Below are 16,757 nucleotides of genomic sequence, written 5' to 3'. Positions count from 1 at the left end.
GTATAACAATATACCTTTTAATAAACATATAACTAAGTCAAACTATTTACCAACTAAAAAACACCCTATCTAATGATAGGATGTTTAATAAAAATTAAATTATGCAGTTACCCATTGGCTTGGGCCAGCTGTATCGTATAATTTTTGAGCTGCTGCGTCTTGAACATGTTCAGGAGCGCTAGAAGCTGGTTGACCTTTGTACTCAGCTGGAGCTACTGAATCCCATGTAGATTGTAAGAATTGATACTTACCTGAAGCACCTGTTGATGGGTTTGTAGCGTGGATGTCGCCACCTGATTCACGTTGTGCGATTTGTTTTAAGTGATCATTTACGTTTACTGATGAACCACTTGAAGCTTCACTTGAGCTTGACTCATTGTTTGAAGTAGTAGCTTCTTGTTGTGGTTGTTGAGTTTGCTCAGTTTGTGGAGCTGAAACTTGTTCAGGTTGAGCTGAGTTTGATTGTTGTTGGTTACTTACTTCTTCTGCAGAAGTTTGGTTAGTTGATGCTGAAGCTTGTTCACTTACATCTTGTTGTGGTTGAGCTTGAGTATTTGAAGCTTCATTTGATTGACCAGATTGGTGGAAATCCCATGAGAAGTTTGTACCATCTGATTCAAAATGATATGTGAAACCATTATAATCGAATGTATAGTTATAAGCGCCTTCTTGGATAGGGCTTTCATTTAATGATTGATCATTTGATTGTGCTTTTTGAGCTAATTCAGCTTCGTTGATATTTGCTTCACTTGCGTGTGCGTCGTGTCCAGCGTTACCTGCTACAACGCCTAATCCTACTGCTAATGATGATGCGATAATTGTCTTTTTCATTATTAAAAAATCCTCCTAAAAGTGATTTGTTTTCTTTAACTAATTTACAAATACAACTTTAACATCTATAAATACACTGCAGGTTACAGCCAAATAAAAAAGGAAGCCTTTTTTTTACGTCCTAATTACATCGTTTAGAGGTGTAATATTAATATATATACCTTTTGAAAACTGCCATGACAGTTTATAAAGGTTATATATCTGTGATATGTATGTAATAGAAATGAAATCTATCAGATAATTCTGACGCAAATATGTCATTTTTAAAGTAAAATATGGATACAAAAACGACCTTTTTCTATTTAAAAAAATTAAAAAAGGTCGCTTGAGTATAATTGAAAGATGATAATTTATATTAAGATAGGATAAAAGTATAAATAATTGGGAGTTATTGAATAATTAATGGCTGTCTAACCTATATGAAGCATTCATTTTGTGCTTCATTATATTCATTAGAGAGGATATTGGATTCTTTTGTCTTAGAGGACATAAATTTAATTGTTTCTACATAAACTTCAGTTACAAAATGTGTCTGATTATCTTTTTCATACTTACGTGATCGCATTTGGCCAGTAATACCTACTAAAGATCCTTGAGATGTAAACTTTTCAATATTCGTAGCTGTTTTCCCAAAGGCTTTGCAATATAGATAATCGCATGCGATTTCATTATTCTGATCTTTATAATTTCTTTCCGTAGCAACGCAAAATGTTGCTACTTTACTACCTTCCTCCTTTTCATAAATTTGGGCATCCTTTGTAAGTCTACCAACTAAAACTATTTTATTTAACATGTGTCACCTCCTCTTAAGTTATATAATAATCACATCTCTTTATACCGTCAAAAAGCTATTTTATCGAAAGATATAGCTATTCACCCTTCATATTTGATATATTTAAAGAAAATAATCAATATTTAAATCAGTTGATTAATAATAAATCACTTTTTGTAAATATATAAATAAATGGGATGTGGACTTTATGAAGACATTTAAAGCTGTACGTTTTCAAATTGTAAGTGAAAATGGCGGTGTAACCGAATATGAATTAGAAGATGGCGTGATTATAAATAAGGAAGGTAGTGGAACAGGATGGCTTTTAGAAATTGTCATTTCTAATGAACACTATCATACATTTAAAGATTATATGGATAGTGATCAATTGTTAGATATACGTGTGGTCATAACAAGACCTGCCAATGATCCAGCATTATTTGATGCTACTGTGAAAAGTGTAACTCAGTTTGAAAAGACTATGTCAATAGTATTCGAATGTCATATTTATACCCTTAGACAAGTCTACGCAGAAAGCTTACTAGAAGAATTAGTAGATGATGGGCTAACTGGTGAAGAACTAAAGAAAACATTTAACCGTATGATGCAATCTAAGCCTAAACTTAAAGATGAAAAATTCGAGAGGTAAATTCAAAAACCTACACTCATGTTCAAACATGAGTGTAGGTTTTGTTTTACTTAGCATCTTGAATTGCAAAAGTTAATTCACAACTACATGCTAATTGACCATCTACTGTTGCTTTAGCAGTACCTTTACCAATTGGTCCTTTAATTTTTGTTATTTCTACTTCTAACATAAGTGTATCACCAGGAGTTACTTGTCTTTTAAAACGACATTTATCTATACCTGCAAAAAGCGCAATCTTACCTTTATTTTCTTCACTATTTAACATAGCCACTGCACCAGTTTGGGCCAATGCTTCTGTAATTAATACACCAGGCATTACAGCATAATCTGGAAAATGCCCTTGGAAGAATGGTTCATTACCTGAAACTTGTTTTAATCCCACACAACGTTTACCTTCTTCGTATTCTACAACTCTATCTATCAGTAAAAATGGTTGTCTATGTGGTATGATTTGTTTGATTTGATTATAATCGAAAATTGTTTCCATGATGTTTAACCCTCCAAGTTTGAACAAAAGTTAATACTTTAAATTAATCATTAATACGTTCGATATTAGCACCTAATGATTTTAATTTACCATGTAAATCTACATAACCTCTATCTAAATGTTTTAATTCAGTAACTTGAGTTGTACCTTCAGCTACTAAACCAGCTAATATTAGTGCCGCTGCCGCTCTTAAATCAGTTGCTTTGACTTGTGCACCTTGTAAATCACTCTTACCTTCGATTTTAGCACTTCTACCTTCAACGTCGATATTAGCGTTCATTCTACGGAACTCTGCAACATGCATAAATCTGTTTTCAAAAACTGTTTCTGTAATTACTTTATGGCCATTGGCAGTTAATAATAATGCCATCATTTGAGATTGCATATCTGTAGGGAAACCAGGGTGCGGTAATGTTTTTACGTCTACAGGTTTTAAATCTCCTTCAGCAGATACACGAATACCATCTTCTTGATAATCTAATTTGACGCCCATTTCTTCTAACTTATAAACTAAGCTAGACATATGTTCTTTAATAGCACCACGAACAAAAATATCTCCTCGTGTAATTGCACCAGCGATAAGTAAAGTACCCGCTTCAATTCTATCTGGAATAATAGAATGCTCTACACCTGTTAAATATTCAACACCGTGGATTGTAATAGTGTCAGTTCCAGCACCCGTAATTTTTCCGCCCATTTCATTTATATAATTAGCTAAATCAACAATTTCAGGTTCTTTAGCAGCATTTTCTAATACTGTTTTACCGGATGCTAATGACGCTGCCATAATTAAGTTTTGCGTTCCACCTACACTTGGGAAGTCCAAATGAATTGAAGCACCTTTTAAACCATCTTTTGCATTTGCATAAATGTTTCCATTTTCTAAATGTATTTCAGCTCCTAGTGCCTCGAAACCTTTGATATGTTGCTCAATTGGACGACTTCCAATCGCACAACCACCTGGTAATGCTACTATTGCATGTCCTAAACGTGCCAATAAAGGACCCATAACTAAAATACTTGCACGCATCTTACTTACATATTCATACGGTGCCTCTTCATTTAAAGTTTTTGTAGCATCTACTACAACTGCATTTTCATCTTTTTTATATGTAACATCTGCATTTAATGTTGATAATACATTATTAATTGTTTCTACGTCACTTAATGCAGGTACATTAACTAATTTACTTGTACCTTTAGAAGCTAATAGTGAAGCTGTTAATACAGGTAAAACTGCATTTTTAGCACCTTCTACTTTAACTTCGCCTTTTAATTGGTTACCACCATTAATTACTATTTTATCCATCTTAAATCCTCCACTTAAATCTCCTAGTTATTTACATTTCCCTACTATATAAAATCTATTATTCATTAATATATTATATCCGTTTTTCAATATGAAAAAACCAAAAACGCACTATTTCATTATATATTTTAATTGAGTGGAAAACTGTAATAAATCAATTATGAAATTACTCACACTCGTTCCCAACATGATAGCTATAAATATCATACAAATTTGAACTTGTGTAGCATAACCTTTTTTAAAAAATTGGTCTAGACGAATTGCATTTAATGCCCAATATGCAATACATATACATATCACATGTAATACCAAATGTATGATTGCAAACTGTCCAAGATAATCCATAGTTAACTCCTTAGAATTGATTACTGTATAACATTGTACATGAAAAAAGTTAATAATGATACTACAATTAACTGCAAATAATGGAAGATTTATATGTATAGTAAAAGGCTTGGAAACACCACATCTGGTCAATTTCCAAGCCTTTTATCATTTATTTAAGTTCAGCCACACGTAAACGGTTATTTGCTCGTTCTAACGCTCTTTTGGCTCTATTAATGTCACTATTATCATCATCATTATCTAAATGCGATTCTGCTCTTGATTTAGCTAATTTAGCTCTTTCAACATCAATTTCAGTAGCAGTTTCAGCTGTTTGGACAATAATTGATAGTTGATGTTGTCTAACTTCTACAAACCCATCACTAACTGCTATATATTCATTTCCATTATGAAAATTTACTTTGACATAGCCAGTCTTTAATGCAGAAACGGTTGGAATGTGTCCATTCATCACACCCATTTCGCCAGCTGTAGTTTGTAAAACAGCTAGTTCTACATCATCTCGTTCATAGACAGAACCATTAGGAGTGACAATATTTAGGCTTAATGTATTCATTATCCATACCTCCTAATTATTAGACTTCAACACCCATGTCTTTAGCTTTCGCAATAACGTCTTGCATGCTACCTACTAAGCGGAATGCATCTTCCGGAATATGATCATATTTACCTTCTAAGATATCTTTAAAGTCCGCTACAGTTGTTTTAACAGGAACGTAAGATCCTTTTTGTCCAGTGAACTGTTCTGCCACGTGGAAGTTTTGTGATAAGAAGAATTGAATTCTACGTGCACGTTCTACAGTTTGTCTATCTTCTTCAGATAATTCATCCATACCAAGAATTGCAATGATATCTTGTAATTCTCTGTATTTTTGTAATGTAGATTGAACGCCACGAGCAACTTCATAATGCTCTTGACCAACAATAGATGGTTCTAATGCTCTAGAAGTTGATGCTAATGGGTCTACTGCCGGATAAATACCCATTTCAGTTAACTTACGCTCTAAGTTTGTAGTTGAGTCTAAGTGTGCAAAGGCAGTTGCTGGAGCTGGGTCAGTATAGTCATCGGCAGGTACGAATACTGCTTGGATAGATGTTACAGAACCTTTATTTGTAGATGTAATACGTTCTTGTAATTGACCCATTTCAGTTGCTAATGTTGGTTGATAACCAACCGCTGAAGGCATACGACCAAGTAATGCAGATACCTCAGAACCAGCTTGTGTAAATCTGAAAATATTATCGATGAATAAAAGTACGTCTTGCCCTTGTTCATCACGGAAGTATTCAGCCATAGTTAAACCAGATAAAGCTACACGCATACGTGCACCAGGTGGTTCATTCATTTGTCCGAATACCATCGCTGTTTTCTTAATTACACCACTATCACTCATTTCATAGTATAAATCATTACCTTCACGAGTACGTTCACCTACACCCGCGAATACTGAAATACCACCATGTTCTTGTGCAATATTGTTAATTAATTCTTGAATTAAAACGGTTTTACCTACACCGGCACCACCAAATAGTCCAACTTTACCACCTTTAATGTATGGTGCTAATAAGTCTACTACTTTAATACCTGTTTCAAGAATTTCTACTTCAGTAGATAATTCATCGAAACCTGGTGATTGTCTATGGATTGGATCACGACGTACTGAATCATCAATTTTCTCTTCTAAGTCAATTGTTTCACCTAGTACATTAAATACTCTTCCAAGCGTTTCATCGCCAACAGGTACACTAATATCTTTACCTGTGTCTTTAACATCCATGCCTCTTTGAACACCATCAGTTGAATCCATTGCAATTGTACGTACAACATCATCACCTAATTGTAGTGCAACTTCTAATGTTAAGTTTAACGTTCCGTCTTCTTTTGGAACTTCAATAATAAGGGCATTATTAATATCAGGGACTTCGTTATGTTCAAAACGAACATCAATGACAGGACCCATAACTTGAGTTACACGGCCAATTCCCATGCTATTTTCCTCCTTTTAATTTTATTCAAGTGCTGCTGAACCACCAACAATTTCAGTGATTTGTTGCGTGATAGCTGCTTGTCTAGCTCTGTTATATTCTAATGATAAGTCATCAATAAGTTCTGTAGCATTATCAGACGCATTTTTCATTGCTGTCATACGTGAAGCATGTTCACTTGCCTTAGCGTCTAATATCGTACCGTATATTAAGCTTTCTACATATTGCGGTAAGATAACACTTAAGATAGATTCTTTATCAGGTTCAAATTCATATGTAGACATATGACCATGACCTTGACTTGAATCTTCTTGAGATAATGGAAGAACCTTTTTAGTAGTAGGTTTGTTTTCTAACACACTTACATAATGACTATAATATATATTTAACTCATCAATATTTTCTTCACTGTATAAATCAATTGCATGTTTTGCAAGAGCTTGAATAGATTTAAATGAAGGTTGGTCTGGTAAATCAACTAGTGAACTTTCGATTTCATAACCACGTGTTTTTAGGAAATCAACACCTTGTTGACCTAATACCACAATACTATATTCACTACTATCATTATGCTTTTGTTTGATGTCAGTTACTAATCTTTTAAGTACATTAGCACTGTATGCACCAGCTAAACCTTTATCACTTGTGATAACAAGATAACCACTACGTTTTACATCTCTTTCTTTAAGCATAGGATGGCTAGAACTTTTATTTGATCCAGCTACAGCTGTAATAGCATCTTGCATTTTATCCATATAAGGCTTGAATTGTTTAGTATTTTTCTCCGCTCTACGTAATTTAGAACTTGATACCATGTTCATCGCCTTAGTAATTTGCTTCATCTTTTTGGTTGATTTTATACGTGTATCTATTTCTTTTAAAGAACCCACTATCTCACCACCTTTAATTACTATTCTTTATTATTCAGATTTACTAAAACTTTTTTTGAATTCCGTAATTGCAGTATCAAATTTATCAGCATCTGGTAAGCCACCAGTTTCTCTGATTTCTGATAATAAATCAGTTGCATTTGAAGCTGCCCAGTGGTTTAGTTCGTCTTCAAAACGAGTAATATCTTCAACTGGAATATCGTCTAAATATCCTTTTGTTAATGCGAAGATGATTAATACTTGATTTTCAACAGGAAGTGGTTTGTTTTGATCTTGTTTTAAGATTTCAACTGTACGTTTACCACGCTCTAATTTTCTAGCTGTGAATTCATCTAAATCAGAACCAAATTGAGCAAATGATTCTAATTCTCTATAAGAAGCAAGGTCTAATCTTAAAGTACCCGCAACCTTCTTCATAGCTTTAATTTGTGCTGAACCACCAACACGTGATACTGATTGTCCAGCGTTAATCGCAGGTCTTACACCTGAGAAGAATAAGTCAGATTGTAAGAAAATTTGACCATCAGTAATTGAAATAACGTTTGTTGGAACATAAGCAGAAATGTCTCCAGCCTGAGTTTCAATGATAGGTAACGCTGTAATAGATCCTCCGCCTAAGTCATCGTTCAATTTAGCTGCTCTTTCAAGTAATCTACTATGTAGGTAGAAAACATCACCTGGATACGCTTCACGACCTGGAGGTCTACGTAATAATAATGAAAGTTCACGGTAAGCTGATGCTTGTTTAGTTAAGTCATCATACACGATTAATACGTGCTTACCATTAAACATGAACTCTTCACCCATTGTTACACCTGCATATGGTGCAATGTATAGTAATGGAGCAGGTTCTGCTGCTGATGCTGAAACAACGATTGTGTAATCTAAAGCTCCAGCTTGTCTTAATTTTTCAACGTTCGCTCTTACTGTTGAATCCTTTTGACCAATTGCAACATAGATACAAATTGTATCTTCAGTTTTTTGGTTTAAAATTGTATCAATTGCGATTGTTGTTTTACCAGTTTGACGGTCACCGATGATTAACTCACGTTGACCACGACCAATTGGTACTAATGCATCAATTGCTTTAATACCAGTTTGTAAAGGTTCATCAACTGACTTACGATCCATAACTCCAGTTGCTTTCTTCTCTACTGGTCTAGTTTTAGTAGCATTGATTGGACCTTGTCCATCAATTGGTTGACCTAATGGATTTACTACTCGTCCAATAAGTTCCTCACCTACTGGTACTTCCATAATACGTCCAGTACGTTTAACTTCGTCCCCTTCACTAATTTCAGTGTATGGTCCTAAGATAACCACACCAACATTAGATTCTTCAAGGTTTTGTGCTAAACCAAGCACGCCGTTTTGGAATTCTACTAGCTCACCAGCCATAACGTCGTTTAGTCCGTGAATTAATGCGATACCATCACCAATTTGTAATACTGTACCAACATCTGTAACGGACATTTCTGACTCATAATTCTCAATTTGTGAGCGAAGTAATGCACTGATTTCTTCAGCTTTTATGGCCATCTATGTCACTCCTCTTTATTAATTAGTTAGCTCTTTTAAATTTACGTTGTAATTGAACAAGATCATTTTTAACACTGCCATCCATAACAGTCGTGCCGACCTTAACTCTAAAACCACCAATTAAGTCTTGATTAATTTTAGTATTCACAATTACTTTAGATAAGTTTGTTTGTTGTTTAACTAGTTCAACGATTTTAGAAATTTCATCATCGTTTAAATCATAAGTAGATTCTATTAATGCGAAATCTTGATTATTATGTTGATTATACTGAGATTGAAAAGCTTTAAATACATCTTCAATATATGAAATATGACGATTTTCGGCTAATACTTTTAACATGTTAACAATATATTGATTAGCGTCACCATAAACATTTTCTACAAAACTTTGACGTTTTTGTAATGTTAATTTCGGATTACTATCAATAGCTTTTAAGTCTTTAATATAATCGAAAGAGGAATGACTAATTACTTCCAATTCCTCATAAATATTATCTAATTGATTTGTATCTGCAGAAACATCGAATAATGCCTTTGCGTATTTATCAGCGATTTTTGCCATTATTTATCGCCTGCCTCTTTTAGATACTTTTCAACTAATTCTTTTTGATCTTGCTCTGAAATTTCTTTTCTAAGAACCTTAGAAGCAATTAAAACAGATAGTTCTGATACTTGATTATTGATATCTGCAATTGCACGTTCTTTTTGACTATTAATTTCACTTTGAGCTGTTTCAATCATGCCGTTAGCTCTCACATTAGCTTCATGAATGATTTCTTCATGTTGTTTACGAGCTTGAACTTTCGCATCTTCTAGAATTCTTTGAACTTCATCTTGAGTTTCTTTAAGTGTCTGTTTATTTTCTTCTTCAAGTTTTTGTGCATTTAATTTAGCTTGTTCAGCATCGTCGATATCTTTGTTAATATCACGTTCACGTTTGTCCATTACTTCTTTTAATGGACCCCAAGCAAACTTTTTCAATAACGCTAATAGGATAATAAAAGTAACGATTTGTACAATTACAGTACCCCACTCAACGCCTGAAGCTGCACCAATAACGAACATATTAGCTGTTGCAGTCACGGGATCATGACACTCCTTTCGTCAAAATAATCATTAAGCAATAAAAAATAAAACGAACGGCGAGAGTCTAATAGACTTCGCCTTAAATAAATGTCTTATCCAGCAAATGTCATGAATGCAATTACAACACCGATGATAGGTAAAGCCTCAACTAAACCAACACCAATGAACATAATACCCATTAATTGACCACGAGCTTCTGGTTGACGTGCTACACCTTCTACTGTTCTAGAAACGATAAGACCGTTACCAATACCTGCACCTAATGCTGATAAACCAATTGCGATTGCCGCTGCGATTAAATTCATAATAAATTTTCCTCCTAAGATTGTATATAATTTTTAAAATTTAGTGTCCATCTGCCACTTTATGTGACATGTAAACCATTGAAAGCATAATGAAGATATATGCTTGGATTGAACCTACAAAGATTGAGAATCCTTGCCAAACAATTAAACCAGGAATACCAATGATCCAACCCCAAGCTGGTTGATTTGTTACAAGTCCAGCTAATAGGCTAAGTAATAACTCACCTGCAAAGATATTACCATATAAACGTAGTCCAAGTGTTAGGGTTGAAGTAAATTCTTCAAAGACGTTTATAATTGCAAGTGGCCAAAACGGTTGAATGTAACCTTTAAAATAATTCTTAGTACCACGCATTTTAATACCATAAAAATGTGTTAAAAGAATTACTGTTGTAGACAATGTCAATGTAACTGTTGCATCAGCTGTCGGTGATTTCCACCATAAATAGTGGTCTTTAGTTACAATTGAGAATGGTAAACCTAGCATGTTTGCAATAAAGATGTATAAAATCAAAGTCACTGCTAAGAAGTGAAAATGTCCACCTTTTTTCCATGCCATATTACCTTCAATGATTCCTCTAACAAAGTCAAAAATCCATTCAATGAAATTTTGTTTGCCAGTTGGTCGTTTCTTCAGATTGCGTGTGCAAATAATAGCTAATAGAAAAACGATCACTGCAGTAATTAGCACCATCATTACACTTGCCATGTTAAAAACAAGGTCAAAGCCGAAAACATCCCAACTTACTTTCGGATGTTTATGATCCATATTCTCACCTCTTTCGTATTGAATTTTACTCCCTATTAAGTAGAGGGCGACATATGATTACAATATAAGAAATCATTAGCCCTATTAACACCCCGAAGATATTGATGTGATCTTTAAAGAAAAACCAAATTGAACACACAACTATAGCGACTAAATATCTCCACATGTTGCCTGTAGATATATGATTAGTATCTGCTTTCTGTGCGTGGAATAAATAACTCTCAAAGATGTATGTATTGATTAAAGAACCACATGTGCCAATAATCAATCCAAGTAAAAATGGATGGGGTGAAAAGAGATACAATATACCTAATAATATCAATAAATAAAGATAATATTGTATATATTGTTTAAAAATGATGTAGAAACGACCCATTTGTTTGCCTCCGAGTGTCTTATACAATCATGTAAACCGTTCCACTCATACAATCTAAATGATAATATAGTGGCCACAACGGTGTCAATTCTATTCAAATTGTTGTTAAATTTTAAAGCAAAATTGTCACAAATTGGCCACATTTAAACGGTATACATTTTTTATTAATTGAAATCTGTTGGTTTTTCCTTTGTTAAATTAAAATAATACTTTATATGATTCACTATTCTTTCAGAAGATTTACCATCTCCGTATGGATTTTTAGCATTACACATGCATTGATAGGCTTGCTGATCTTCTAAAAGTTGCTTAGTTTCTTTATAGACATTATCTAATGACGTACCTACTACTTTTAATGTGCCAGCATCAACGCCTTCAGGTCTCTCAGTATTATCTCTTAAAACTAATACCGGTTTGTGTAATGAAGGTGCCTCTTCTTGAATACCACCAGAATCTGTAAGAATTATATATGCTTGTTTAGCAAAATTATGAAAATCTAACACATCTAATGGTTCAATGAGTTCTATTCTTTCGTGATTCCCTAAAATTTCTTGAGCGATGTTTCTAACTTTAGGATTCATATGAACTGGATATACAACTACTAATGCTTTATCTTCTTCCACAAGTTTTCGAACAGCCTTAAAAATATTTTCCATTGGCTCTCCAAGATTTTCTCTACGATGAGCAGTTAGTAACAAAATTTTCTTGTTTTTGTGCTTTTCAAGTATCTCAGATTGATAATCATCATTAACTGTATAATTCAAAGCGTCAATTGCAGTATTTCCAGTCACTACAACTGTTGTTTCTTTCTTACCTTCATCTAACAGATGCTTTTTGGCATTTGAGGTAGGTGCAAAATGAATATCAGAAAGTACACCTACCATTTGTCTATTCATTTCCTCAGGATATGGTGAATATTTGTCAAAACTTCTCAAACCTGCTTCAACATGGCCAATCGGTACTTGATTATAAAATGCTGCTAAACTTCCTGAAAATGTAGTTGCTGTATCTCCATGAACTAATACCATATCAGGATTAATACGCTTGATTATTGACTCTAATTCCATCATAGCTTTTGATGTAATTTCTGAAAGTGTCTGACCTTCTTTCATGATATTTAAGTCATAATCAGGTTGTATATCAAATGTGTTTAATACAGAATCTAACATTTCTCTATGTTGTGCTGTAACGACTACACATACTTCTAATTGATTATCATTTTCTATTGCTTTGACTAGTGGCGCCATCTTGATAGCTTCCGGTCTAGTCCCAAAGATTGTCATAATTTTTTTCTTCAAACGTATCTATCTCCGTTTTCATTATCTATTTAGTACCAAATAATCTATCTCCTGCGTCACCTAATCCTGGTGTGATATAAGCTTTATCATTAAGTTTCTCGTCTAAAGCAGCAATATAAATATCAACATCATCATGTGCTTCTTTCATTTTTTCTACACCTTCTGGTGCTGCTATTAAACACATAAAACGAATATTTTTGGCCCCTTTGTTTTTTAATGAAGTAATAGCCTCAATGGCAGAAGCTCCAGTAGCTAACATAGGATCTACAACAATAATTTCACGTTCATCAATATCTTGAGGCATTTTAGAGAAGTATTCTACCGCTTCAAGAGTTTCGGGATCTCTATAAAGTCCAATATGGCCTACTCTAGCTGCTGGTACTAAACTTAAAATACCTTCTGTCATACCTAATCCTGCTCTTAATATAGGTACAATAGCTAATTTTTTACCTGCTAAACGTTTAGCTGTCATTTTAGTTACAGGTGTTTCAATTTCAACATCTTGTAACTCTAAATCTCTTGTTACTTCGTAAGCCATAAGCATGCCCACTTCATCAACTAGTTCTCTAAACTCTTTCGTTCCTGTATGAGCCTCACGAATATAACTTAATTTATGTTGTATTAATGGATGATCAAATACATGTACTTTACTCATTTTCATTTCCTCCAATATTCTAAAAATCCCTTAATATTATTGATATAAAGGATATTGTTCAGTTAAAGCTAAAACACGTGATTTTGCTTCATTTAACTTAGTTTCATCTTCATGATTTTTTAATGCTAAGCTAATAATTTTAGCAACCTCTTCAAACGCTGCTTCATCAAATCCACGCGTAGTGGCTGCTGGTGTTCCTAATCTAATACCACTTGTTACAAAAGGTTTCTCTTGATCAAACGGGATAGTATTTTTATTACAAGTGATTCCAACTTTATCAAGTGTTTCTTCCGCTACTTTACCAGTGATATTCACAGAACCTTTAACATCTACAGCTATTAGGTGATTATCAGTACCACCTGATACAATTCTAAAACCTTCTTTAGATAATGCTTCTGCAAATGCTTTGGCATTTTTAATCACTTGATTTTGATATACCTTGAAATCATTATGTAACGCTTCACCGAAAGCAACTGCTTTTGCAGCAATCACATGCTCAAGTGGTCCGCCTTGGATACCTGGGAACATAGTTTTATCAATTGCCTTTTTGTATTCCTCTTTACAAAGAATCATTCCTCCACGTGGTCCACGTAAAGTTTTATGCGTTGTTGTTGTCACAAAGTCAGCATATTCGACAGGATTTTGATGTAACCCTGCAGCTACTAACCCTGCAATGTGTGCCATATCCACCATTAATTTAGCGCCTACTTCATCAGCGATTTCTTTGAATTTTTTAAAATCAATTTGTCGAGAATAAGCAGATGCACCTGCAACGATTAATTTAGGTTTATGTTCAATGGCTAACTTACGTACTTCATCATAATTAATAAGTTCTGTATCTTTATCTACGCCATATTCAACAAAATGATATGATTTACCACTAAAGTTTACTGGAGATCCATGAGTTAAATGACCACCATGACTTAAGTTCATACCTAAAACTGTATCTCCATAGTCTAAAGCTACTAAATATACAGCCATATTTGCTTGAGATCCTGAATGTGGTTGCACATTGACATGCTCAGCACCAAATAGTGCTTTAGCACGATCAATAGCAACTGATTCAGTTACATCTACAAACTCACAACCACCATAATAGCGACGACCTGGATAGCCCTCAGCATATTTATTGGTTAATACTGAACCCTGTGCTTCCATAACAGCTTCAGAAACAAAGTTTTCTGATGCAATTAACTCAATATTATTATTTTGTCGATTAAACTCTTGCTCAATGGCTTCAAAAATTACTTTATCTTGCTTTTCGATGTAAGACATATAAACCCCTTCTTTCAACTAATTAATTATACTTTGCACGTTCGCCACCAATTTTCTTAGGTCTAGATGTCGCAATGGTAACGATTGCTTCCCCAACTTGCTTTACACTTGTTCTAACCGGTACGCAAACATGTTGAATATGCATACCTATTAATGTTTGACCTATATCTATACCTTTAGGCACGGTGATATGTTCAACAACGATTGGGTCTTCCATATGTTGATATGCATAAGTTGCTAAACTACCGCCTGCATGAACATCTGGAACAACAGTAACTTCTTCCATTGTCAGTGGATTAAAATCGGATCTTTCAATGGTGATTGCTCTATTGATATGTTCGCATCCTTGAAATGCAAACGAAACCCCTGTTTGTAATTTAATTTCGTTTAAATCATTAAATATTGACTCAGCTACCTCCATTGACCCTACTGAACCAATGCATTCACCTAACACTTCAGAAGTTGAACAACCAATCAAACATATTTCACCTTCATTAAAAAATGACATCGCTTTTAATTCTTCTAACAACATTGAAAAATCTTGCATTTAAAACCCACCCCCTTAAAATAAAAAAAAGGAACATAGCAAACTTGCTATACTCCCTTATTATAACGTATTTAAAGCGTAACATATACTAATTATATATAATTCTCTTGCAGATCTTTTGGATTAATTTTACTAATTAAGTCATAAATTTGTTTATAAGTATTCAAATAAATCTTTTTATCCCCACCATATGGATCATTAACTTCAGATTCGTCACCTACAAATTCGATTAAAGTAAATATATTTGTAACTGAACCATATTGCGATTTCAAAATTGCTTTATGTGATTGTGACATGGTTAAAATAAGATTTGCTTCAATATCTTTTTCAGAAAAAGATTGTGTTAATGATGGCTGTGGTAATTCTTGTTCATGTATGATTTCTTCTGACAGTTTTGAAATCGGTTGATGATCTAAAGCAAATATACCTCTTGATTCTACTGTAATATTTTCATTTTTAAATAAAGATTTTGCTATACTTTCAGCCATTGGACTTCGGCAGGTATTGCCTGTACAAACAAAAATCACTTTCATAATGACGCCTCTTTCACAATATTATTTCCAGCAGCTTTCAACATGCGATTCATAATCGCTTCAGATTGATCACTTTCATCAAATCCGTAAATATATGCGTGAGTGATATCTGCACGTTGATCAATTTCATGCAAAATACTATAAAGTAAATGATTGGCTTGTTTAATATCTGTTACATTGTCACATAATTTTATATATATCGCTTCTTTAGGTAGAAAATGTGACAAACTATCAGGCACTACAAACGCCACCTGTTTCCATTTATTATGGTCTAGAATTTTTTTGTTTAATTCTTTTAAAATGGTTACTGGGGTATCTGGTGAATAATGCTTGTATTTCATTCCTGGTGCAATGGGTTGAGAAGCTTCATTATAATTTGATGCCTCTATGCAATTGGGAAGTACGTTTTCAATCATTTTCTTAGTTATTGAACCTGGACGTGCAATTCTAAACGGGTATTGTGTACAATCCAACACTGTACTTTCCAAACCTTCTTCACTTTGATCACCATTAATAATCCCATCAATTCTACCATTCAAATCTTGGAATACATGTTCAAACGTTGTTGGGGAAGGTCTACCACTAATATTAGCACTTGGCGCTGCAATTGGTTTATCAATATGTTGTAATACACTTCTGCCAATGGGGTGGCTTGGCATTCTCACTGCAATTGAATTCAAACCACCAGTTACTTTTGGGCACAGATAACCTGACTTGAGAGGTAATATAAATGAAATAGGTCCCGGCCAAAATGCTTCCATTAAACTCTGAACCTTAGGCTCTAATGTATCGACAAAATCATTCATCTGCGACATATCATGGATATGTACAATTAATGGATTATCAGACGGTCTGCCTTTTGCTTCGTAAATGTGACTAACAGCTTCTTGATTAGTAGCGTCTGCACCTAACCCGTATACTGTTTCGGTTGGTAATGCAACTAAACCACCGTTTAATACTGTGTCTTTAATTTCCAATACGTCTGTACTTTGTAGAATATCATTTCTGTATGTTCTTAAATCCCAAATTTTGGTTTCCACTTTTCTTTTACACCTCTCTTTCTTTGATTAACAAAACATAAAGGTGGGATAGCTTATCATCTTTC

At 33.9% G+C, this 16,757-nt stretch carries 21 protein-coding genes; 1 reads left to right on the top strand and 20 read right to left on the bottom strand.

The window, feature by feature from the left end:
* Nucleotides 1-99 precede the first annotated feature (99 nt).
* Nucleotides 100-831, bottom strand: a complete 732-nt coding sequence (locus tag JX000_RS03780) for a transglycosylase family protein (RefSeq protein WP_206140898.1) — start codon at nt 829-831, stop codon at nt 100-102.
* A gap of 415 nt (nt 832-1,246) precedes the next feature.
* On the bottom strand, nt 1,247-1,624 hold the full coding sequence (locus tag JX000_RS03775) for a single-stranded DNA-binding protein (protein WP_107532713.1): 378 nt from the start codon (nt 1,622-1,624) through the stop codon (nt 1,247-1,249).
* 187 nt (nt 1,625-1,811) lie between these two features.
* Between JX000_RS03775 and JX000_RS03770 the strand changes: the two genes are divergently transcribed.
* Nucleotides 1,812-2,252 carry a YwpF-like family protein gene (locus JX000_RS03770; RefSeq protein ID WP_002451648.1) on the top strand — a complete coding sequence of 147 codons (441 nt, stop codon included), beginning with the start codon at nt 1,812-1,814 and terminating at the stop codon, nt 2,250-2,252.
* A 46-nt stretch (nt 2,253-2,298) separates the two neighbouring features.
* On the opposite strand, the gene fabZ is transcribed toward JX000_RS03770, so the two are convergent.
* From fabZ to JX000_RS03680, 18 genes are all read right to left on the bottom strand, one after another.
* Complete coding sequence (gene fabZ, locus JX000_RS03765; RefSeq protein WP_002451649.1) at nt 2,299-2,739, bottom strand: 3-hydroxyacyl-ACP dehydratase FabZ; 441 nt, start codon at nt 2,737-2,739, stop codon at nt 2,299-2,301.
* Nucleotides 2,740-2,782: 43 nt separating this feature from the next.
* Nucleotides 2,783-4,048 carry a UDP-N-acetylglucosamine 1-carboxyvinyltransferase gene (gene murA, locus JX000_RS03760; protein ID WP_002466773.1) on the bottom strand — a complete coding sequence of 422 codons (1,266 nt, stop codon included), beginning with the start codon at nt 4,046-4,048 and terminating at the stop codon, nt 2,783-2,785.
* Between the two features lie 111 nt (nt 4,049-4,159).
* Nucleotides 4,160-4,393, bottom strand: a complete 234-nt coding sequence (locus JX000_RS03755; RefSeq protein WP_002451651.1) for a DUF1146 family protein — start codon at nt 4,391-4,393, stop codon at nt 4,160-4,162.
* 151 nt (nt 4,394-4,544) lie between these two features.
* Nucleotides 4,545-4,949 carry a F0F1 ATP synthase subunit epsilon gene (locus JX000_RS03750; RefSeq protein ID WP_002451652.1) on the bottom strand — a complete coding sequence of 135 codons (405 nt, stop codon included), beginning with the start codon at nt 4,947-4,949 and terminating at the stop codon, nt 4,545-4,547.
* A 19-nt stretch (nt 4,950-4,968) separates the two neighbouring features.
* Entirely contained in the window at nt 4,969-6,381 is a 1,413-nt protein-coding gene (atpD, locus tag JX000_RS03745) for a F0F1 ATP synthase subunit beta (RefSeq protein ID WP_002451653.1), read from the bottom strand.
* A 21-nt stretch (nt 6,382-6,402) separates the two neighbouring features.
* Entirely contained in the window at nt 6,403-7,269 is an 867-nt protein-coding gene (gene atpG / locus JX000_RS03740; RefSeq protein WP_049423687.1) for an ATP synthase F1 subunit gamma, read from the bottom strand.
* A 30-nt stretch (nt 7,270-7,299) separates the two neighbouring features.
* Nucleotides 7,300-8,808, bottom strand: coding sequence for a F0F1 ATP synthase subunit alpha (gene atpA, locus JX000_RS03735; RefSeq protein WP_049423690.1), 1,509 nt, complete (start codon nt 8,806-8,808; stop codon nt 7,300-7,302).
* Nucleotides 8,809-8,830: 22 nt separating this feature from the next.
* Entirely contained in the window at nt 8,831-9,370 is a 540-nt protein-coding gene (locus JX000_RS03730) for a F0F1 ATP synthase subunit delta (RefSeq protein ID WP_002451656.1), read from the bottom strand.
* Nucleotides 9,370-9,891 (bottom strand): F0F1 ATP synthase subunit B, encoded by a 522-nt coding sequence (locus tag JX000_RS03725; RefSeq protein ID WP_002451657.1) that lies wholly within the window; start codon nt 9,889-9,891, stop codon nt 9,370-9,372. Before JX000_RS03725 ends, JX000_RS03730 begins: the two co-directional genes overlap by 1 nt.
* Nucleotides 9,892-9,986: 95 nt before the next feature.
* The gene (gene atpE, locus JX000_RS03720; RefSeq protein ID WP_001048816.1) at nt 9,987-10,199 is read right to left on the bottom strand and encodes a F0F1 ATP synthase subunit C; all 213 of its coding nucleotides are present in this window, start codon (nt 10,197-10,199) and stop codon (nt 9,987-9,989) included.
* 40 nt (nt 10,200-10,239) lie between these two features.
* The gene (atpB, locus tag JX000_RS03715) at nt 10,240-10,968 is read right to left on the bottom strand and encodes a F0F1 ATP synthase subunit A (protein ID WP_002451658.1); all 729 of its coding nucleotides are present in this window, start codon (nt 10,966-10,968) and stop codon (nt 10,240-10,242) included.
* Nucleotides 10,969-10,993: 25 nt separating this feature from the next.
* Complete coding sequence (locus JX000_RS03710; RefSeq protein ID WP_206140897.1) at nt 10,994-11,344, bottom strand: ATP synthase subunit I; 351 nt, start codon at nt 11,342-11,344, stop codon at nt 10,994-10,996.
* Nucleotides 11,345-11,508: 164 nt separating this feature from the next.
* Nucleotides 11,509-12,627, bottom strand: a complete 1,119-nt coding sequence (wecB, locus tag JX000_RS03705) for a non-hydrolyzing UDP-N-acetylglucosamine 2-epimerase (protein ID WP_037552380.1) — start codon at nt 12,625-12,627, stop codon at nt 11,509-11,511.
* 40 nt (nt 12,628-12,667) lie between these two features.
* Nucleotides 12,668-13,297: a uracil phosphoribosyltransferase gene (gene upp, locus JX000_RS03700; RefSeq protein WP_002451661.1), complete on the bottom strand. Its 630-nt coding sequence runs from the start codon at nt 13,295-13,297 to the stop codon at nt 12,668-12,670.
* Nucleotides 13,298-13,333: 36 nt separating this feature from the next.
* A complete protein-coding gene (gene glyA / locus JX000_RS03695) occupies nt 13,334-14,572 on the bottom strand; it encodes a serine hydroxymethyltransferase (protein WP_124227722.1) in 1,239 nt (412 codons plus the stop codon).
* A 22-nt stretch (nt 14,573-14,594) separates the two neighbouring features.
* Nucleotides 14,595-15,119, bottom strand: a complete 525-nt coding sequence (locus JX000_RS03690; protein ID WP_002451663.1) for a TIGR01440 family protein — start codon at nt 15,117-15,119, stop codon at nt 14,595-14,597.
* Between the two features lie 92 nt (nt 15,120-15,211).
* Nucleotides 15,212-15,652, bottom strand: coding sequence for a low molecular weight protein arginine phosphatase (locus JX000_RS03685; protein ID WP_002451664.1), 441 nt, complete (start codon nt 15,650-15,652; stop codon nt 15,212-15,214).
* Nucleotides 15,649-16,692 (bottom strand): L-threonylcarbamoyladenylate synthase, encoded by a 1,044-nt coding sequence (locus tag JX000_RS03680; RefSeq protein ID WP_002451665.1) that lies wholly within the window; start codon nt 16,690-16,692, stop codon nt 15,649-15,651. The genes JX000_RS03685 and JX000_RS03680 overlap by 4 nt, the downstream gene beginning before the upstream one ends.
* Nucleotides 16,693-16,757 lie beyond the last annotated feature (65 nt).

Source organism: Staphylococcus sp. SB1-57, assembly GCF_017086425.1.
GTDB classification, from domain to species: Bacteria; Bacillota; Bacilli; order Staphylococcales; family Staphylococcaceae; genus Staphylococcus; species Staphylococcus warneri_A.
The sequence above is the reverse complement of the archived record's forward strand: the minus strand, read 5'-3'. Positions and strand labels throughout refer to the sequence as shown.